19 protein-coding genes are annotated in these 19,759 nt (G+C 53.7%); 12 read left to right on the top strand and 7 right to left on the bottom strand.

Translation table 11 applies throughout. The annotated features are described in order from the left end of the window. Positions 1-237 precede the first annotated feature (237 nt). The 3 genes from CAG65_RS00465 to CAG65_RS00455 are packed head-to-tail and all read left to right on the top strand — an operon-like array spanning position 238 to position 4,318. A complete protein-coding gene (locus CAG65_RS00465) occupies positions 238-1,074 on the top strand; it encodes a TauD/TfdA dioxygenase family protein (RefSeq protein ID WP_161451411.1) in 837 nt (278 codons plus the stop codon). After that, positions 1,071-2,516, top strand: a complete 1,446-nt coding sequence (locus CAG65_RS00460; protein WP_161451409.1) for an FAD-binding protein — start codon at positions 1,071-1,073, stop codon at positions 2,514-2,516. Before CAG65_RS00465 ends, CAG65_RS00460 begins: the two co-directional genes overlap by 4 nt. A gap of 53 nt (positions 2,517-2,569) precedes the next feature. Then, a complete protein-coding gene (locus tag CAG65_RS00455; RefSeq protein WP_161451406.1) occupies positions 2,570-4,318 on the top strand; it encodes an L-tyrosine/L-tryptophan isonitrile synthase family protein in 1,749 nt (582 codons plus the stop codon). A 61-nt stretch (positions 4,319-4,379) separates the two neighbouring features. Here CAG65_RS00455 and CAG65_RS00450 read toward each other — a convergent pair whose 3' ends face one another. Continuing rightward, the gene (locus tag CAG65_RS00450; protein WP_021704498.1) at positions 4,380-4,736 is read right to left on the bottom strand and encodes a hypothetical protein; all 357 of its coding nucleotides are present in this window, start codon (positions 4,734-4,736) and stop codon (positions 4,380-4,382) included. 245 nt (positions 4,737-4,981) lie between these two features. On the opposite strand from CAG65_RS00450, the gene CAG65_RS00445 reads away from it, so the two are divergent. From CAG65_RS00445 to CAG65_RS00425, 5 genes are all read left to right on the top strand, one after another. Further along, positions 4,982-5,560 (top strand): aminodeoxychorismate/anthranilate synthase component II, encoded by a 579-nt coding sequence (locus CAG65_RS00445; RefSeq protein ID WP_021704497.1) that lies wholly within the window; start codon positions 4,982-4,984, stop codon positions 5,558-5,560. A 380-nt stretch (positions 5,561-5,940) separates the two neighbouring features. After that, the gene (locus CAG65_RS00440) at positions 5,941-7,152 is read left to right on the top strand and encodes an aspartate aminotransferase family protein (RefSeq protein ID WP_021704496.1); all 1,212 of its coding nucleotides are present in this window, start codon (positions 5,941-5,943) and stop codon (positions 7,150-7,152) included. Positions 7,153-7,249: 97 nt separating this feature from the next. Next, a complete protein-coding gene (gene astA / locus CAG65_RS00435; RefSeq protein WP_021704495.1) occupies positions 7,250-8,269 on the top strand; it encodes an arginine N-succinyltransferase in 1,020 nt (339 codons plus the stop codon). A gap of 18 nt (positions 8,270-8,287) precedes the next feature. Continuing rightward, positions 8,288-9,745, top strand: coding sequence for a succinylglutamate-semialdehyde dehydrogenase (gene astD, locus CAG65_RS00430; RefSeq protein ID WP_161451404.1), 1,458 nt, complete (start codon positions 8,288-8,290; stop codon positions 9,743-9,745). A 163-nt stretch (positions 9,746-9,908) separates the two neighbouring features. Beyond that, a complete protein-coding gene (locus CAG65_RS00425; protein ID WP_161451402.1) occupies positions 9,909-10,706 on the top strand; it encodes a DUF1338 domain-containing protein in 798 nt (265 codons plus the stop codon). A 73-nt stretch (positions 10,707-10,779) separates the two neighbouring features. Here CAG65_RS00425 and crp read toward each other — a convergent pair whose 3' ends face one another. The 6 genes from crp to CAG65_RS00395 all read right to left on the bottom strand — a co-directional run bounded on the left by crp (position 10,780) and on the right by CAG65_RS00395 (position 16,221). After that, entirely contained in the window at positions 10,780-11,412 is a 633-nt protein-coding gene (gene crp, locus CAG65_RS00420; RefSeq protein ID WP_005381432.1) for a cAMP-activated global transcriptional regulator CRP, read from the bottom strand. A gap of 240 nt (positions 11,413-11,652) precedes the next feature. Beyond that, complete coding sequence (locus CAG65_RS00415; protein ID WP_021704492.1) at positions 11,653-12,522, bottom strand: phosphoribulokinase; 870 nt, start codon at positions 12,520-12,522, stop codon at positions 11,653-11,655. A 68-nt stretch (positions 12,523-12,590) separates the two neighbouring features. Next, on the bottom strand, positions 12,591-12,803 hold the full coding sequence (locus tag CAG65_RS00410) for a YheU family protein (RefSeq protein WP_021704491.1): 213 nt from the start codon (positions 12,801-12,803) through the stop codon (positions 12,591-12,593). A gap of 31 nt (positions 12,804-12,834) precedes the next feature. Further along, positions 12,835-13,812, bottom strand: a complete 978-nt coding sequence (locus CAG65_RS00405; RefSeq protein ID WP_161451400.1) for a hydrolase — start codon at positions 13,810-13,812, stop codon at positions 12,835-12,837. A 7-nt stretch (positions 13,813-13,819) separates the two neighbouring features. Continuing rightward, positions 13,820-14,302 (bottom strand): TIGR02444 family protein, encoded by a 483-nt coding sequence (locus tag CAG65_RS00400; protein ID WP_021704489.1) that lies wholly within the window; start codon positions 14,300-14,302, stop codon positions 13,820-13,822. Then, positions 14,299-16,221, bottom strand: coding sequence for an ABC transporter ATP-binding protein (locus tag CAG65_RS00395; protein WP_021704488.1), 1,923 nt, complete (start codon positions 16,219-16,221; stop codon positions 14,299-14,301). Before CAG65_RS00395 ends, CAG65_RS00400 begins: the two co-directional genes overlap by 4 nt. A gap of 170 nt (positions 16,222-16,391) precedes the next feature. On the opposite strand from CAG65_RS00395, the gene kefG reads away from it, so the two are divergent. From kefG to slyD, 4 genes are all read left to right on the top strand, one after another. Next, the gene (kefG, locus tag CAG65_RS00390; RefSeq protein WP_443084068.1) at positions 16,392-16,976 is read left to right on the top strand and encodes a glutathione-regulated potassium-efflux system ancillary protein KefG; all 585 of its coding nucleotides are present in this window, start codon (positions 16,392-16,394) and stop codon (positions 16,974-16,976) included. Further along, a complete protein-coding gene (gene kefB, locus CAG65_RS00385; protein WP_161451398.1) occupies positions 16,960-18,762 on the top strand; it encodes a glutathione-regulated potassium-efflux system protein KefB in 1,803 nt (600 codons plus the stop codon). The genes kefG and kefB overlap by 17 nt, the downstream gene beginning before the upstream one ends. 6 nt (positions 18,763-18,768) lie before the next feature. Beyond that, positions 18,769-18,969, top strand: coding sequence for a YheV family putative zinc ribbon protein (locus CAG65_RS00380; protein WP_161451396.1), 201 nt, complete (start codon positions 18,769-18,771; stop codon positions 18,967-18,969). 86 nt (positions 18,970-19,055) lie between these two features. Beyond that, positions 19,056-19,616 carry a peptidylprolyl isomerase gene (gene slyD, locus CAG65_RS00375; protein WP_161451394.1) on the top strand — a complete coding sequence of 187 codons (561 nt, stop codon included), beginning with the start codon at positions 19,056-19,058 and terminating at the stop codon, positions 19,614-19,616. Positions 19,617-19,759 lie beyond the last annotated feature (143 nt).

The raw sequence follows: 19,759 nt of genomic DNA, 5'->3' as shown, positions 1-19,759 counted from the left end.
GAAATAAACCATTTTGGTTTCCCTGAATAGTCATCAAATAATAAATCGCCACCTCAATATGGTGGTATTGGGATATTTATTCCTAAAACCTACTGGAATTAATTATCAACTTAGCAATGTCAATCTTCTGAATATCAATATTGTGCAAATATTCTCGTTGTTTTTTGACATTATCGCTCGGAAATAATGAGTACGGTGTTCTTTTATTTTTATAACGATGTGTAAAAGGAACGGGTGATGAATTATCAGGTGACCCAACTCAGTCCGTTTGGCGTCAAAATTGAGGCGGCCCAGGCAGGCCTACCCGTCAGCGTGGTGCCAATTTCGCTGTTGCGTGAACTGTTTATTGAGCATCAGCTGGTATTGCTGCGCGGTTTTAAAGCATTCGATCAAGCCGAGCAGTTTGCCGATTATTGTGAGCTGTGGGGCGAGATCTGCCTCTGGCCGTTTGGCAAGGTGCTGGATCTCGTCCAGCAAGCGCAGCCGGCTGATCACATTTTTGACAGCAGTTACATGCCGCTGCACTGGGACGGAATGTTCCGGCCTCAGGTACCGGAGTACCAGATTTTTCAATGTGTGCAGGCTCCACACGCTGGTCAGGGCGGACGGACGACTTTCACCCATACCGCCAAAGTGCTGCAGCACGCGACCGAGCAGGAACGTGCGTTGTGGCAACGGGTAACCGGGCATTATCAACGTGAAATGGAATTTTACTCCAGTCATACCGTGTCTGCGGTGATAGCCCGGCATCCTTACCGGGCGTATGAGGTGATCCGATACGCAGAGCCGCATTTTGCTGAGCGTGGCGAACTGATCAACCCGCCGGATGTGCGTTTTAGCGGCATTGAAGAGCAGCAACTGGCTGAGTTTCATCACAGCCTGCGTCAGGCTCTGTACGATCCGCGTCATTTCTATGCCCATGAGTGGTGTGGTGACGACGTGGTGATCACCGACAATTTTACCTTACTGCATGGCCGCGAGCGCTTTTTGTCCCACTCGCCGCGTCATATCCGCCGCGTTCAGGTGCTGAGCTATCCGCCGTTTGATAACCCGAATCTGGAGTCTTACCGATGAGCGACTATCACAGCGACATTCTGATCATTGGCGCCGGCCCGGTCGGACAGATGTGTCATTATCTGGCCCAGCGCTGTGGCTTGCGGTCAACCATCATCGATAAATCCGATGGTCCGCTGCAGGTCGGGCGTGCGGACGCCCTCAATGCCCGTACATTGCAACTGCTTGATATGGTGGATTTGTTTGCGCCGCTCTATCCGAAAGGCAAACCGTGCAACACCAGTTCAGTGTGGGCCGACGGGCAGTTTGTTTCGCGCCAATCACACTGGTGGACGGCGCTGCAGGGCTGTTTTTATCCCCATTTTCTGATGTTGGGACAAGCACATCTGGAGCAGTTGCTCGATGGCCTGGCGTTGGAACAGCACGCGGCGGTGTTGCGTGGTGTCTGTGTGCAGGATATTGAGCTTGACGAACAGGGCTGTGAGACTCAACTGAGTAACGGCGAACGTCTGCGCTCTCGTTACGTGATTGGCGCGGATGGGGGACGTTCGTTTGTACGACAGCATTTTGCGATTCCGTTTCAAATTGAACGGCCGCAAATTGTCTGGGCCGTGATCGATGGTGAGATTGAAACTGACTTTCCTAAGGTGCCGGAAATTATCGTGTTTCAGGCTGAAACCTCGGATGTGGCGTGGATTCCGCGCGAAGGGAAACTGGATCGTTTCTACATTCGCATGGATACCGAAGTCTTCACTCAACAAGAGGTGATCGCCCGCATCAATCGCGCCATGCACCCTCATTCGCTACGTTTTACACAGGTCGAATGGTTTTCGCAGTTCTCCGTCAAGGAGTCGGTGGCGGACCGCTACGATCATCAGCGACGCGTTTTTCTGGCGGGCGATGCCTGCCACATCCATTCGGTCAACGGGGGACAAGGGCTCAATACCGGTCTGGCGGACGCGTTTAACCTGATCTGGAAGCTGAATATGGTATTGCGTGGTCAGGCGGCTCCGGAGTTACTCGACAGTTATCAGGCCGAACGTCAGCCAGTGGCGCGCAGTGTGATTGACAGTTCCGGTGCGTTGGTGCGTGCGACCAAATATTCGGCTGGCGGTACTCACGCTGAAGATTATGTGCGCATCGTGGAGCAGCGTGCCGGCAACATCACCGGGATGGGCATCCGCTATGGTGACGAAGGTCTGAAAGGCACACGGGTGTATGACTTTGAGTTGCATTGCCCGCAGCACTCCTGCCGGCTTTATCAGTGGCTGGATTACCGCTCATTCACCTTGTTGCTGAGCGGTGACGCCGAACTGCCTTCTGAGTTGCCGCCACAGGTTCGCTGTTTGCGTGTTTACCCGCAGGCGATCGCTGATCATTACTGGAGCGACAGTCCCTATTATGCAGGGCTGGCTGTTTTGATCCGGCCCGATGGTTACATTGTTGCATCGGCACCTCTGGCTCAGGCCGCCAAGCTTCTGTCTGGTTTACCTGCTCTTTAATCGATGGCGAAGGGCACGGTGCAAACTGCCTTCGCTTTCTACAAGGAAACATTATGCTTGATCATCAACAGCAACAATGTGTGGATAACATTGCGTTTATTTTATTGGATCAGTTATTAGCACAAACCGACGCGACATTTCACGGCTATCAAACACTGAAAATGCAGATTAGCGATTGTGTCACGCAGCGTAAGCCTATTACGTTATTGTTACCTGCTTTTCCGTGTAAAACGAATAATCTGGATAAGGTATTGGGCCATCTGCCTGATCTGGGTGAATACCGGGTGTTACGCAAATTTATTCAAGCGATTCGCGATATTCAGTCGGTATATTCTTCTGGCGTCATGCTTTATATTTTTTCCGACTATCATACGTTTTCCGATTATATTCATGTCGATCTGGAGCATCATTATCGTTATTCCGATGGTCTACGTAATATGGTGGAAAATATGAACGCGAGTGACTGTGTGAAAATTATTAATTTTGAACACTTCCCTGCGTTCGATGACCTGAATGAATACCAGTATTTCAGTGGCTTAAAACAGCGTTTCGGTGATCCGGCGTACGAACAGGATTTTGCCCGCCTCAAGCAACACGACCATGCCATGCACTGCACCTATCTGGGGCTGAAAAAGTTCATGCATCAGGATCAGAAACACGTATTGGCGACGCTGAGCCACAAAGCGCGCCGTGAGCGTCTGTCTGAGATGGCCAAAGGGATGATGGTGCAAGGGCGGGCGCTGGATAACTTCCTTAATGCGTATTTCAGCCACGCCATCCGGCTCAGCATTCATGAACATCCGATGCAGGGGCACAAATATTCGTTGTTTCTGTTCGAAGAGCGGGCGTTTAAAACGCCTTGGCATACGTGCGTACTGTTTGACGCCCGGCGTGGAGAGTTTGTGATCGATACCCAGCAGCAACATCGTCAACAGGAAGGGGTCATTGTGCCTGTCACGTATCAGGGGACACTTTGGTGCCTGCTACGTTTGTACGTCAGTGATGCTGCTGACGCGCAGCTACTTGGATCGCTTCGTGCGACCTTGCAGGCAGAGCAATTCGGCCTGACACTGGAATGGCCTGATGAGATCGCACTGGCGCGCTTGCCACAGGCTCAGCTTCGCCAGTTGGCCCGTGCGTTTTCCGTGGTTCGTCTGCGCGGGGCTCGCCCGTTGTCCACGCCTGACCAGCTCGAACAGTGGTTGACGCCTAACGGAGAGTGCTTACCTGAGAAGGATGTTGCCTCGGCGCTGCAGGCGCAGTCTGCCTGGTTTGGTCTCAGTCTGCCATCGGACCATGCAGCGCGTGACTATTCGTACAGCGACACGACGCCGGATGAATGGGCATTTTGCTGCACCGAGACGAGGGCGGAAGTGGCGTTGTGGGATGCCTCGCTGGCGGCGCTGCGCCTCAATGGTGCGCAGCGTGCGACGCTGCAAACGACGCTGGTCACCTACGCCGAGGCGCGGACATACCCGCTGGTGATGCGCGTTCCTCGCTATGGCTGGAGCCTGCGCTGGAGCCCGGCGCTGGTCACAGCGGTATCGTTCTCCGGTCAGAATCTGGATAGGGAATCGGTCACGGCGAGTCTGGCTCCGGCACTCGATCGCTCGGCGGCGCATCATGTGATGACGTTGCAAAGCGGGGACGTACTACTGGTGAACAATCACACCACTTTGATCGCAAGTGCTGTCGGAACCTGCGAAGGCGTGGTGGTCCGTCAGCCGATATCGGTCAATTCCCCCTGGCAAGCGCACAATCAGCCCACGGAAAGCCGGCAGCGGCAAACCAGCCCTGTCTGACTGGATTGAAAGCAACCAAAAAAACGAGCACTGGGTGCTCGTTGTTTCTCGGTGTGAGTGATCAAAACTCGTCGATACAGCGCTGCTGATCAAAGTAATCGACGCGTCCGCGCTGGCCTTCAAATACCATTTTCACCACCATGCCACGGTCGACAAAGAAACGCAGGTCATCGCACGCAACCTGACGGCTGATTTTCTTGATTTCCACCGGTGCCCAGACGTAATCCATTGGCAGCGTGCGCGTAAACGTGATCAAGCCAGAGTCGTCCACGTTGATAAAATCGTCGTATTTTTCCAGTGCTTGTTGGGCCTGGGTGATCACAGCCTGATCCGCTGTGATGGCTGGGACGTGGCCCATGGTGGATTGACAGCCAGCCAGGATCAGACCGGCTGTGGCGCATAGAATGGCTTTTTTCATTAGATTACCCGACGTTGGTGGCAGACAATTAGTTAGCAAATCATCTGGTTATAATTAGGAAGCAAGGTATCATTTTTGGCATGAATGTTCAGGTGGTTACTGATATTTTTGTGAAATGACGGTGGTTGCGGTGTATCGCGGCCAGCAGAATTGCACCGGCACACGCCAGTTTGGGCTTGCCTTTCCGTCTCGCTATAGCACAATACCGCACCTGGCTGGATCAGATAATGGATATCACTTTCACTATGCTGCTGATTATCGACAACTACGACTCGTTCACGTACAACCTCTACCAGTATTTCTGTGAGTTGGGGGCAGAGGTGAACGTCGTACGTAACGATGAGATTGATATTGCCGGGATCGCCGCCTTAAACCCAACCCATCTGGTGATTTCACCCGGCCCCTGCACGCCGAATGAAGCTGGCATCTCGCTGGCGGCGATTGAACACTTCGCTGGCCGTCTGCCCATACTGGGGGTTTGTCTGGGTCATCAGGCCATTGCTCAGGTGTTTGGAGGTAAGGTGGTGCGGGCACGTCAGGTCATGCATGGAAAAACCTCGCCGATTTGTCATACCGGTCGCAGCGTATTTCGCGGGCTCAATAATCCACTGACCGTGACCCGTTATCACTCGCTGGTGGTTGAACGGCACAGTTTTCCGGACTGTTTTGAACTGACCGCCTGGACGGAACATGACGATGGCCGTGTCGATGAAATCATGGGCTACCAGCATGTGTCGTTGCCAATTGACGCGGTCCAGTTTCATCCTGAATCGATCAAAACCGAGCAAGGCCATCAGCTTCTGGCCAATTTTCTGGCACGCTGAGGCAGGTGTCTTTCTGACCGCGATCACTTTTCTTAACATTTCTTTCATCAAAATTGCATCTGAATAAACACTGCAAATCTATTCGCCGCACATAGTGCGTCCCCACCTGAACGCCTGCTATCACTGAGTTGGCTGGTCTGCTGAGCCAGGGCGACGGAAAAAAAGCTTCATAAAAGCGGTGAGTTGATGCATAAATAATCATGAATAGTGACTGATAACGGGCGAAAGCGGCGTGAAAAAGAACAAACCACTATTGAAATGGTTAATTAAATGTAAATACAATGCTTCCGCAGCTTAAATGCAACACAAAATATGCTTTCAAGAAATTGATGGATAACACGCTGATCTGCTTGGCATGCGGTATCAAGAGGGAATGTGTAATGACTTTGGAAAATAAAGTAGAACGCGGTTTGTTTAATGAGGTAATGGTACCTTGTTATAACCCAATGGAGATGATTCCGGTTAAAGGTGAAGGTTCACGCATCTGGGATCAGGATGGTAACGAATACATCGATTTCGCTGGCGGTATTGCTGTGAGCTGTCTGGGGCATTGTCACCCGGCGATGGTGAAGGCATTGACGGAACAGGGCAATAAACTGTGGCACCTGAGCAATGTCATGACCAACGAGCCGGCGCTGCGTCTGGCGAAAAAGCTGACTGAAGTCAGCTTTGCGGAAAAGGTCTTCTTTGCCAACTCCGGGGCTGAAGCCAACGAAGCGGCGCTGAAACTGGCCCGCCGATACGCGGCGGATGTGTTTGGCCCGGAAAAATCAGAAATCATCGCCTTCAAACAAGGTTTCCACGGTCGTACCTTTTTCACGGTTACCGTCGGCGGTCAGGAAGCGTACTCAGACGGTTTCGGTCCGAAGCCAGGCGACGTAACGCACCTACCATACAATGACGTGGCGGCGCTTCAGGCCCACATCTCGGATCGTACTTGTGCCGTGATGATGGAGCCATTACAAGGTGAAGGCGGTATCGTGCCTCCGACGCCGGAGTTTGTTCAGGCAGTACGTGAACTGTGTGACAAGCACAACGCACTGTTGATCTTTGATGAAGTGCAAACCGGTAATGGTCGTACTGGCCAGTTCTATGCTTACCAAGGGCTGGGGGTGACTCCGGATATTCTCAGCACCGCAAAATCACTTGGTGGCGGTTTCCCTATCGGTGCAATGCTGACGACCAGCAAACTGGCAGAGCACCTCAAAGTGGGCACTCACGGTTCAACTTACGGCGGCAACCCACTGGCGTGTGCGGTTGCGGAAGCGGTGGTTGATATCGTCAGTCAGCCTGACACCCTGGCGGGCGTCAAAGAGCGTGAAGCGCTTTTCCGCGACGGTTTAGCTAAAATTAATGATAAATACTCGCTGTTTAAAGAGGTTCGTGGTCAGGGCTTGCTTCTGGGCGCGGCACTCAACGATGAATGGCAAGGCCGTGCGCGTGACGTCTTGGTCGCGGCGGGCAAACAAGGATTGATGGTGTTGGTGGCTGGCGCGAATGTCGTGCGTTTTACACCATCACTCGTGATTACAAAACAAGAAATTGAAGAAGGCCTGGCACGACTGGAGAAAGCGATCGCTTCACTGGTTTAAGCCGGCTGATCGCCACATCGCTCTCATAGGATGAGGGGGTGTGGCGAATGCCTGGGGCCTAATGATTAGGCCCTGTTTGCATCTGGAGGGAATATTGATGCTAGTTGTTCGCCCTATTGCAATGTCAGACTACGATGCGCTGCACACCTGCGCGGTAGAGTCGGGTCATGGATTCACATCACTGCCGGTTAACGAAGAGCTGTTAACCAACCGCATTCAGCACTCAGAATACAGTTTCGCCAAACCGGACGTGTCCGGACCGGGGGATGAAGGCTACCTGATGGTTGGCTTTGACACCGACAGCGGCGAAGTGGCCGGGACGACCGGGATCGAAGCGTCGATCGGCTGGGATGTACCTTTCTACTCTTACCACATCAGTACCATTGTGCATTCGTCCCCGAAACTCGGGGTCAATAACGTAGTGAAACTGCTGACGTTTGGTAATAACTACACAGGTTGTTCGGAAATCTGCACCCTGTTTCTGCGTCCGCAGTTCCGTCAGGGCTTGAATGGCCGTCTGATGTCTAAGTGTCGTTTTCTGATGATGGCGGAACATCCGCATCGTTTCTCGAAGACCATTTTCGCTGAAATGCGTGGCGTGTCCGACGCCGAAGGCAACTCGCCATTCTGGCAATGGCTGCAGGAACACTTCTTCTCCATCGATTTCACGATGGCGGATTATCTGACGGGCATTGGTAAAAAAGGCTTTATTGCCGACCTGATGCCGAAGCTGCCGATTTACGTCAATCTGCTGAGCAAAGAAGCGCAGCAAGTCATTGGTCAGGTTCACGAAAACACCCGCCCGGCCCTGCGTTTGCTGGAAAAAGAAGGCTTCACCTGTCGCAACTATGTCGACATTTTTGATGCCGGTCCAACGGTTGAGTGTGACCTGCGCAATATCGAATCGGTGCGTCACTCGATTCGCGCCAAAGTAACGATTGCGGAGCATGCCAGTTCACAGGACTTTCTGATTGCCAATACGTCATTTGAAAACTTCCGTGCCACGGCGGCAAAAGCGGCGTATGACAAAGAAAGCGAAAGCGTGATTCTGGCCCCGGATGTGGCCGAAGCGCTGCACTTGGCACCGGGCGATTATGTGCGCATGCTGGTGCAATAAAAGAGAAGGATAAACAAGATGACTCAATGGATTGCTGGAGAGTGGGTCGCCGGACAAGGCGAGCCGATGCATTCTCAAAGCCCATACAATAATGAAGTGATCTGGCAGGGCGACAGTGCGACGCCTGCGCAGGTAGACGCCGCGATCAAAGCGGCGCGTCAGGCTTTCCTGAGCTGGAAAAAACTCAGCTTTGAGCAGCGTGAAGCGATTGTGCTGGCGTTTGCCGAGCAAGTGAAGCAACACAGCGAAGAGATTGCCGAGATCATTGCCAAAGAAACCGGCAAGCCGTTGTGGGAAACGCGCACTGAAGCGGCGGCTATGGCCGGCAAAATCGCGATCTCGATCCGCGCTTATCATGATCGCACCGGTGAAGCGGCTCGTGAAGCGAACGGTAACCAGATTGTGCTGCGTCACCGTCCATTGGGTGTGATGGCGGTCTTTGGGCCGTACAACTTCCCGGGTCACCTGCCAAATGGTCACATCGTGCCGGCATTGCTGGCGGGGAATACGGTGGTATTTAAACCGTCAGAGCAAACGCCGCTGACCGGTGAATTTGCCGTCAAGCTGTGGGAAAAAGCCGGCTTGCCTGCGGGCGTCATTAACCTGGTGCAGGGCGCGAAAGAAACCGGCATTGCGCTGGCGGATGCCAAAGGCATCGATGGCCTGCTGTTTACCGGCAGTGCCAATACTGGTCACTTGCTGCATCGTCAGTTTGCAGGCCAGCCTGGTAAGATGTTAGCGCTGGAGATGGGTGGCAACAACCCAATGGTGATTTCCGAGCACTACGGCGATCTGGACGCGACGGTGTACACCATCATTCAATCGGCGTTCATCAGTGCCGGTCAGCGTTGTACCTGTGCTCGTCGCCTCTACGTCCCGGTGGGAGAGAAAGGCGATGCGCTGATTGCCCGTTTGGTTGACGCAACCAAGAACATTCGTATCGATCAGCCGTTTGCCGAGCCGGCACCGTTCATGGGGCCGCAGATTTCTCAGGCTGCGGCAAAAGTGATCCTGGACGCGCAGGCGAACTTACAATCGCTGGGCGGAGAAAGCCTGCTGGAAGCCACGCCGGGTGAAGCAGCGTTCGTCTCGCCAGGCATCATTGACGTCACTCACATCGCTGAGCTGCCGGATGAAGAGTACTTTGGCCCATTGCTGCAGGTGGTGCGCTACGCCACGCTGGAAAGCGCGGTTGAGATGGCTAACGATACCCGTTTCGGTTTATCGGCTGGCCTGGTGTCGACCGATGACGGCGAATGGGACTACTTTGTGGAGCACATCCGCGCCGGTATCGTGAACCGCAACCGTCAACTGACGGGCGCTAGCGGTGACGCGCCGTTTGGTGGTCCGGGCGCTTCAGGCAACTTACGTCCAAGCGCTTACTACGCCGCCGATTACTGCGCATACCCAATGGCATCAATGGAAGGTGGGGAAACGATCCTGCCGGCCACTCTGAGCCCGGGTTTAGAACTATAACGACAGTATTACACTCAGTTTCGTCACAGGTTGAAGGCTATCTGCGCGGCATTCTGGACATGCGGTCAGGTAGCCTCCTTTCTATCTTGCCGGGCGATTAAATGGGCCGGTGAAGAGAGAGCACAATTCGATAACACGTTAACAACCCCGACAAGGAGGCGTTATGACGCCAGCTGTTTTATTTCAATCGCTGTGGAATGACTACATTCACCGCCTGTGTCCGTCCGCGGACAAAGTTCATCAACTGCTGCAGGAAGACGAGCCGTTGATCAATGATCACATAGCTCTGCGCACCTTTAATGTCGCACCACTTGGTATCGACACCCTGGCCAAACCGTTTCTGGCGCTGGGTTACACCCCGTGTGGCGACTATGTGTTTGAGAGCAAGAAGCTGGTGGCCAAGCACTATGAACACCCGGATCCGCTGCAGCCAAAAGTGTTCATCAGCGAGCTGAAAGTGGAAGAGTGCTCGCCGGCGCTACAGGCCATCGTCGCCAATCTGGTTGCGCAGGTCGATGCTGCGGCGCTGGAAGGGGAAGCGTTTTTGTACGGTGGTCGCTTGTGGCAACTGAGTTATGCGGATTACCAAACGCTGGCGAAAGAGAGCGAGTATGCCTCCTGGCTGGCTGCGCATGGCTACGGTGCGAATCACTTTACCGTCAGTGTGAATCAGCTCAAGGCGTTCGATGAAGTGCAGCAGGTCAATGATCACCTGCGACAGGCAGGCTTTACCATCAATACCTCAGGTGGCGAAGTGAAAGGCTCACCGGATGTACTGCTGGAACAATCTTCGACCATGGCAGATAAAGTCGTGGTTCAGTTTAGTGAAGGCAGTGAGATCATCCCGGGTGGCTTTTATGAATTTGCTAAGCGTTACCCGATGGCGGATGGTCAGTTGTATCCGGGTTTTGTGGCGGCTTCGGCGGATAAGATTTTCGAGAGCACCGACAGTCAGTCGTAACACGTTCGGCATGATAACAAAAAGCCACCTGACGGTGGCTTTTTCAATTTGAACGTTGTTTTCTGGCGGGAAATTAACGCGTGCCGTATACCACGATGGTTTTACCGTGGGCAGAAATCAGATTCTGCTCTTCCAGCATTTTCAGGATACGACCAACTGTTTCACGTGAACAGCCGACAATCTGACCGATCTCCTGGCGAGTGATCTTGATTTGCATGCCGTCTGGGTGGGTCATCGCATCTGGTTGTTTGGCTAGGTTCAGCAGAGTCTGAGCAATACGACCGGTAACGTCTAGGAACGCCAGGTCGCCCACTTTCTGGCTGGTGACTTGCAGACGACGAGCCATCTGGGCTGACAGGCGCATCAGGATATCCGGATTGACCTGAATCAGCTGACGGAATTTCTTGAATGAAATTTCCGCGACTTCACAAGGAGATTTCGCGCGAACCCAAGCTGTGCGCTCCTGGTCTTCTTCGAACAAACCAAGTTCACCGATAAAGTCACCTTGGTTCAGGTAAGACAGGATCATCTCCTTACCTTCTTCGTCTTTAATAAGTACAGCAACAGACCCTTTGACGATGTAGTACAAAGTCTCTGCTTTCTCGCCCGCGTGGATCAGCGTGCTTTTTGAAGGGTACTTATGAATATGACAATGTGAAAGAAACCACTCTAGTGTTGGGTCGGTTTGAGGTTTACCTAGAACCATAATATCTCACTTCCTCTGCAGGGTACGCTTGCCGCTATCCATATTTTAGCCAAGCCTGAATTTGACTTACTAGAATAAGAGCACTTTACCAATGCTGCAAGCTATCTTGTGTTTCGGTTAAGAATAGTATCCTTTTTCGAAAACGATTTCTTGATTTTAATCGTGTCCGGGTTGTGATTATTTACGCAAAAATGTGCACATGATCACGGTATGAAAAGTAATCTTGCGCGCCGTGCATTTCTAACCAATTTTTCCGGTTTCAATCAGCTGTTGCAGGATAGGCCGGACAATCAGTTCCATAGCAAAACTCATTTTTCCTCCCGGAACCACAATGGTGTTGTGGCGCGACATGAACGAGCCGTCAATCATGGCCAGCAGGTAGGGAAAGTCGACATTCTTGATGCCGCGCAGGCGGATCACCACAAAACTCTCATCCAGGCTCGGGATGCCTTTGGCATTGAGCGGGTTGGAGGTGTCGACGGTGGGGACGCGCTGGAAGTTGATGTGCGTTCGTGAAAATTGCGGCGTAATGTAATTGAGGTAGTCGTCCATTGAGCGCACGATGGAATCCATCACCGCCTCGCGCGAGTGACCACGGTCGCGGGTGTCGCGCACGAATTTCTGAATCCATTCGAGGTTGACGATTGGCACCATGCCGATCAGCAGATCCACATGTTGCGCGACGTTGGTGTCGCCGTCGACCACGCCGCCGTGCAGCCCCTCATAAAACAGCACATCGGAGTTTTCCGGCAGTTCCTGCCACGGGGTAAAGGTGCCGGGCATCTGGTTGTAGGGCACGGCTTCATCAAATGTGTGCAAGTAGCGGCGCACTTTACCGACGCCCTCATCGCCGTATTTATGGAAAAACTCTTCCAGTGCCGGGAAATCGTTGGCCTGAGGGCCGAAATAGCTGATGTGACGTCCTTGTTCACGCGCTTTACGGATTTCCACATCCATTTCCGGACGGGTAAAGCGGTGGAAACTGTCGCCCTCCACCCAGGCCGGGCGGATGTTCATCATGTTGAACATCTTGCGGAAAGCTTCCGAAGTGGTGGTCGTTCCGGCACCGGAGGAACCGGTCACCGCAATGATCGGGTGTTTTGCTGACATGACATTCCCTGTCTGTTTTGATTATGAAACCACTATATCATGGAAACGTGACAATTGTGGTGTGGCAGTTAAAGATGGCGGCGCAGCTGGATGTCCACCGTTTCGTGCAGTTCAGAGAAGACGATCACTGCTTCTCCGGACTCAAGCTGCGCTTTGACCTGGTCGACTTTGTGTTGCAGGGACGTTTCCACTTCACCGTAATCGGTGCCTTCGCGCAGTACGAATTCGCGGATCAGGTTGTCGAGTGTGTGCGCGTCAATCTGTTGCCATGGAACTATCATAAATACCTCTCTCTTTTATGATGCCGGCCTATTATGCCGTATCGCGGACACTTTCATAGTAGGCCGGTAAGGCTTCTTCCAACCAGAAATGAGGTTTCAGTGCGCTACCGCTGAGAAAGCCGACATGGCCGCCATGGTCAAACAGCCGGTAGTCAATGTTATCCGGCAGGACGAATTTCGGGATCACCGCCTCGGTCATGAAAGGGTCGTCTTTGGCGTGGATGATTTGAGTGGGAATCCGGATCTGTTTGAGACAATGGATACCTGAGCACTGCTGGTAGTAGTCGCGGGCGTCTTTAAAGCCATGCAACGGCGCTGTGATCAGATCATCGAACTCGTACAGTCGAGTGACCCGTTTGATGTGCTCATACGAGACATCCAGTTCGCCTTTCAACAGGTGGTGTTTACGCAGCGCATTGCGCTTGAGCGACGACAACAGGTACTTTTTGTAGACTTGGGAAAACCCTTGCTCGATCCGCTCTGAACAAGCGGCCAAGTCGAGTGGTGCTGAAACAATGGTCGCTGCTGAGAGGATCGGGTCGTCGTTGTAGCGCGCCAGGTAATTGGCCAGCATATTGCCGCCAAGAGAGATGCCGACGGCCACTTTCGGCTGATGCGGGAAGAGACACTGCAAGTGCTCGAGAAACAAACGCGCGTCTTCCACTTCACCGGAGTGGTAGGCGCGGGCGAGGTTATTGGGTTTGCCACTGCAGCCGCGAAAGTGCATCATCACCGCCAGCCAGCCGTCCTGAGTAAAGGCGTGCATCAGGCCATTGGCGTAAGGGCTGTAAAAGCACCCTTCCAGGCCATGAAACAGAATGAACAAGGGCTTTGTCTGCGCGGCGTCGCTCTGCCACGCCTCGCTCCAGGCCAAATCGAGAAAGTCTCCGTCTGGTGTGTCCAGCGTCTGCCAGAAGGGGTCAAATAGGGCTTTTTTGCGGATAAAGCGCGGTGCCAGTGTTTGCAGGTGTGGGTTTGTCAGTCCGGTAGCAGCGATAAATTGGGTCATAGCGTCATCAGTCCAGATTGTAGAGCGACGGTGCAGGCGCTGAAAACGCCTGAAACAAATGTTCTCCACCCAACTGACGACAGTAACGTAAAGTAAGCGGCTCTCCGAGATTGTTTTCCAGTTGCAACGCGTTAATGCAATCGACCAGATCGGACTGCTGTTGTTTTTCGAGTTGCAGTTCAAACTGGAGTGATTCGCGATACAAGGTGTCCGGGAGATTCAGTTTCATCCGACGGCGCAGGTCGCGGAAGCTGTGCAGCAGTGTCTCGGATCGACCGAGACACTCCTCGACCTTGTGCCAGTCTTCTTCCTGAAAGGTGACGCGTTGCTCATCAAGCCATTTGAGTAGCAGGAGCAGGTTGACGTTACCGCCAAAGTTGTTTTGCAGAGCCAGGCACGCTTCTTTCACCTCACGGGTACCGTAATATTGCAGACTGAATTGCCACAATCGTTCTAGCGTCAGTGAAATGCGTACGTGCTCTTGGGTCATTGGCTATTGAACTCCTGCTCCATCTGTTCAAGGGATTCCTGCTGCGCCATCCACTCCATTTCAACGTCTTCCAGCTCGGATTTGCTGTTTGCCTGGAGTGCCAGTACTTCGGTAAGTTTAGCTTTATTTTCCGCATCATACAGTGAGGAGTCTGATAATTGCTCTTCCGCCTGTTCCAATGCAGCGCTTAACTTATCCATTTTTTGCTCCAGATTTGTCAGCGTTTTGCGAATAGGTGCGGTCTGTTTGCGAAACTCAGCTTCACGTCGCTTCTGCTCCTTTTTCGCAGCGGCGCTGTTGGTGCCCGCCTTTTCAGGCTGAGCGGCCTGCGCTTCCTTACGCTGCGCTTTTTGTTGTTCTGTCAGCCACTTGTAGTAGTCGTTGAGGTCACCATCAAATGGAGCAACCTGACGATCGTTGACTAGGTACAGATCATCGGTGGTCGCACGCAGCAGATACCGATCGTGCGAGACAATCACCATAGCGCCTTCGTAGGTCTGCAGTGCCAGGGTCAGGGCCTGGCGCATGTCAAGATCCAAGTGGTTGGTGGGTTCATCGAGCAGCAGCAGGTTGGGCTTTTGCCACACGATCAGCGCCAACACCAGGCGGGCTTTTTCACCTCCGGAGAACGGCGCGACGGGTTCCAGCGCCTTATCGCCGTGGAAGCCAAAACTGCCAAGGTAGTTGCGCAGCTCCAGCTCGTTTTTATCCGGTGCAATCTGCATCATGTGCTGCAACGGGGTTTCTTCCGGATGCAGGGTTTCGAGTTGGTGCTGGGCAAAGTACCCGATCTTCACGCCCTGTGAATAGGTCAGATCGCCACCTTGGGCAGCCAGTTCCCCCGACAACAATTTGATCAGGGTGGATTTACCGGCACCGTTACGGCCAAGCAGACCAATGCGGCTGCCCGGTACCAGATTGAGGCGGATTTTATCCAGGATCAGGTGATCACCGTAACCGGCCGAAACCTCGTCCATCATCAGGATCGGGTTGGGCAACGCGGCAGGTTGGCGAAATTCAAAACTGAACGGGTTATCAAATTGCGCAGGCAGCACTTTTTCCAGCTTCTCCAGCGCTTTAATCCGGCTCTGAGCCTGGCGTGCTTTCGAGGCTTTGTAGCGGAAGCGGTCAATGTAGCTCTGCATGTGCGCCATCTGCTTCTGCTGTTTCTCAAACATCGCCTGCTGTTGCATCAGTTTTTGCGCACGCTGATTTTCGAACGATGAATAGTTGCCGGTGTATTCGTTGAGCTGCTGATTTTCGATGTGAACGATACGACCTACAATCGGGTCGAGAAAATCGCGGTCGTGCGAGATCAGGATCAGGGTGCCCGGGTAGTTTTGTAGCCAGCGTTCCAGCCACATGACCGCATCCAGATCTAAGTGGTTGGTGGGCTCATCAAGCAACAGCAGGTCAGAGCGGCACAACAGCGCCTGCGCCAGGTTGAGGCGCATCCGCCATCCCCCGGAAAACTGGGTCAGGTTCCAGCTCATTTGATCTTGGCTAAAGCCCAGACCGTCCAGCAGCTCCGATGCCCGGGCACGGATGCTGTAGCCGCCGATGGTTTCGATTTTGCCGTGCAGTTCGGCCACCAATGTGCCGTTGTCTGCTTGCTCAGCCGCCGCCAATTGCTGTTCTAGGTCCCGGTATTCACGGTCACCATCAATGACGTACTCCAGGGCACTGCGTTCCAGCGCTGGGGTTTCCTGCGCCACCCAGGCCAGCTCCCAATGGCTCGGCATGCTGAACGAGCCAGCGTCGATCGACAGTTCGTCTTTTAACAGAGCGAACAGGGTGGACTTGCCACAACCGTTTTTGCCGACCAGGCCGACTTTATCGCCCGGATGAATCGTGGCCGAAGCCTGCTCAAGCAGCGGTTTACCGCCGCGGAGTAACTGCATGTCAGAGAAGGTAATCATAGAAACTTTTTACACCGATGGTTGAACCCCGGAATAGTAGGGGCAACGACAGTAAATGTCGATGGCAGCGCGGCCAAAGGCGATGAAATCAGAGTGTTTTGCCATTTGCGTTATGGCGGGCAAGAACGTATAACAAACTGATAACTAAACTATCCAGTGCAGTTCAGGGAATGATGGATATTACGCACAACAAGCCGCCGCCCCGCGTGTTGGTGATCTACGCCCACCCGGAGCCAGACAACTCCATTGCCAATCAGGTGATGATCAAAAAGATCACGTCGCTGGCGCACGTACGTGTGCACGATCTCTACGCCGCTTACCCCGATTTTTTTATCGATGTGCACGCCGAGCATCAATTGTTGCTGGAATACGATGTGATTGTTTTCCAGCACCCGCTGTACATGTATTCCTGCCCGGCGTTACTCAAAGAGTGGATTGACCGGGTACTGGGCAAAGGCTTTGCCTTCGGCGACGGCAGTGCACTGGCGGGGAAATACTGGCGCAGTGTGATCACCACCGGAGGCAGCGAGGAGGCGTTCAGCGAACAGGGGTACAACCGCTATCCGCTTGACCAGATCCTGCAACCGTTCGAATTGACGGCGGCCTTATGCCGCATGAACTGGATCACACCCTTGGTGCTGTATTGGTCGCGCAATGTCGGTGATCTTGAACGTTATCAGCATGCTGAGCAATACCGTCAGTGGCTGAATAATCCGCTTGGTGCCCAGGGAGGTGGCGATGGCGCTGGAGAGTGATTTTCTGCAAAGCAGCGTGGTGTTTTTGGCGGCTGCGGTGGTGGCGGTGCCGATTGCCCAGCGCATGGGGCTGGGTTCGGTACTCGGCTACCTGCTCGCAGGGGTGGCCATCGGGCCTTGGGGGCTTGGGCTGATCAGCGATGTCGAAGCCATTTTGCATTTTGCGGAACTTGGCGTGGTGTTGCTGCTGTTTCTGATTGGTCTTGAGCTGAATCCGCGCAAGCTGTGGCAGATGCGCGGGCCGATCCTCGGCATGGGCGGTGCGCAGGTGGTAGTGACCACGGCGGTGCTGAGTGCGATCGTGCATTTGCTGGGGCTTAGCTGGCAAACCAGCCTGGTGATTGGCATGGGCTTGGCACTGTCGTCAACGGCGATCGCGTTGCGGGTGATCGAAGAGCAAGGACTGGACGGTACAGAAACCGGTCAGTCGGGTTTCGCCGTATTGCTGTTTCAGGACATTGCAGTCATTCCGATGCTGGCGATCCTGCCGGTACTGGCAGGTAACACGGCCGGTGACTGGCTCGACGCGTTATGGATGCTGGGCGGAGTGCTGGCGCTGCTGGTCGGCGGCCATTTTTTGCTGCGCCCGCTGTTTCGCTATGTGGTGCTGAGTGGGGTGCGCGAGCTGTTTACCATCGCGGCACTGCTGCTGGTGATTGGGATCGCTCTGGCGATGAAACAGCTTGGCCTGTCGATGGCCCTCGGGACGTTTCTGGCTGGCGTGCTGCTGGCAGAAAGTGAGTATCGCCACGAGCTGGAAATTGCCATTGAGCCGTTCAAAGGGCTGCTGTTAGGCCTATTCTTTATTGCGGTGGGTATGGCGGTCAACCTTGGTTTGTTGATTGCGGAGCCGCTGAGCATCCTGTTGGCGGTGGTGGCGCTGGTGGTGATCAAAGGTCTGTTGCTGTACTTCCTTGCCCGCGCGGCCGGGATCCGCGCTAAAGCGCGCAGCCGGATGGCAGCGATCCTCAGTCAGGGCGGCGAGTTCGCCTTCGTGATTTTTACCGCCGCTGCGACACAAGGGTTGCTCAGCCGGGAACACACCGGGTTCCTGTTGGTGGTGGTGAGCTTGTCGATGGTGACGACGCCGCTGCTGCTGATTGCTCAGCAACACTGGTTTGCCCGTACCCTTAATCCGGCCGAAGATAGCCGGGTTCGTTCGGACGTGGTTGACAAGCAGCCGCGGGTGATCATTGCTGGTTTTGGGCGTTTTGGTCAGATTGTTGGGCGGCTGATGTACGCCAACAAAATCAAGGTAACGATTCTGGAGAGTGACGCCAGCCAAATCCACTTACTGCGTAAATACGGTTATAAAGTTTTTTATGGTGACGCGACTCAGGTAGACTTACTGCGCGCGGCTGGCGCCGAGAGTGCCGAAGCGATGATCATCTGTACCGACTCACCGGATGAAATCATGAGCATTATCGCTTTGTGTCAGCAACATTTTCCGCACTTGAAACTGCTCGCTCGCGCGCGCAGCCGGGTTGAGGCGTATCAGTTGCTCAGTCATGGTGTTGACCGCTACTCGCGAGAGACGTTTCTGGGTGCCCTGGATCTCGGCCGGCAGGCGCTGGTTGAACTCGGCATGCATCCGTATCAGGCCAAGCGTGCGGAAGCGCACTTTCGCAAGCTGGATAATGCCATGCTTAAAGAGCTGTTGCCGCAGCACAATGAAGACAAGCAATTGGCCCAGAGAGCCAAAGAAGCCCGCAAGGAACTGGAAGAGATTTTTGGCCGCGAGATGGACAACGATCGCCAGTCCCGTCATTTCTGGGAACAGGAGTAAAATAACGTGAAGCCCAAAAAAAGATTCATTGCCGGAGCAAGTTGCCCGCAATGCCAGAGCCAGGACACATTACGCTGGTGGATTGAGAACAATATCGAGCTGGTTGAGTGTGTTGAGTGTGATTATCACGACCAGCGCAAACCGCAGACCGTGGAAAAAAGCCAGCACGCTGCTCAAGAGATGATCGGGATTTTTAAGCCGGATTGATTGTGTTTCTATAAATCATCCCCATAATACGGGGGTAATCAGATTTACCTTTTGGGCACAGCCCAATCCAACGCTCTGGAGCACTTATGAAGATTGAAAAGAACGTAGTGGTTAGCCTGGCTTACCAGGTCAAACTGGAAGATGGCGTAGTTGTTGATCAGTCAACAACCGAGGCTCCACTGGATTACCTGCACGGTCACAACAACCTGATCACTGGTCTGGAACGTGAACTGGAAGGCAAAGCGGCAGGCGATAAGTTCTCAGTCACTGTGTCTCCAGACGACGCGTACGGCGATCACAACGATGCACTGGTACAGCGCGTACCGGCCGAAGTCTTCCAGGGTGTGGATCAAATCGAAGTTGGCATGCGTTTCCTGGCAGACACCGATCAGGGACCAATCCCGGTTGAAGTCACTGAAGTGGATGGCGACGAAGTGGTGGTTGATGGCAACCACATGCTGGCTGGTCAAACTCTGACGTTCGACGTAGAAGTCGTGGCGACGCGCGCAGCAACAGAAGATGAAATCGAGCACGGTCATATCCACCAGGAAGGCGGTTGTTGTGGTGGTCACGACCATGACCACGATCATGATCACGACCACGGTGACGGCGGTTGTTGCGGTGGCGGTAGCTGCGGTTCACACTAAGTCTTAGCCAGTCGGCGGCATGCCGCCAGACCAGTTACATGAGCGCAAAGCGATGCAGATCGGTTTGCGCTTTTTGTTGGCCGGGAGTAACTTGGGAGCCACCCTATAAGTACACGCTGGGCATGTTTCGCCCGCGATGATAA

Origin of the sequence: Vibrio sp. V39_P1S14PM300, from assembly GCF_009904765.1 — a bacterium.
GTDB classification, from domain to species: Bacteria; Pseudomonadota; Gammaproteobacteria; order Enterobacterales; family Vibrionaceae; genus Vibrio; species Vibrio proteolyticus.
The sequence above is the reverse complement of the archived record's forward strand: the minus strand, read 5'-3'. Positions and strand labels throughout refer to the sequence as shown.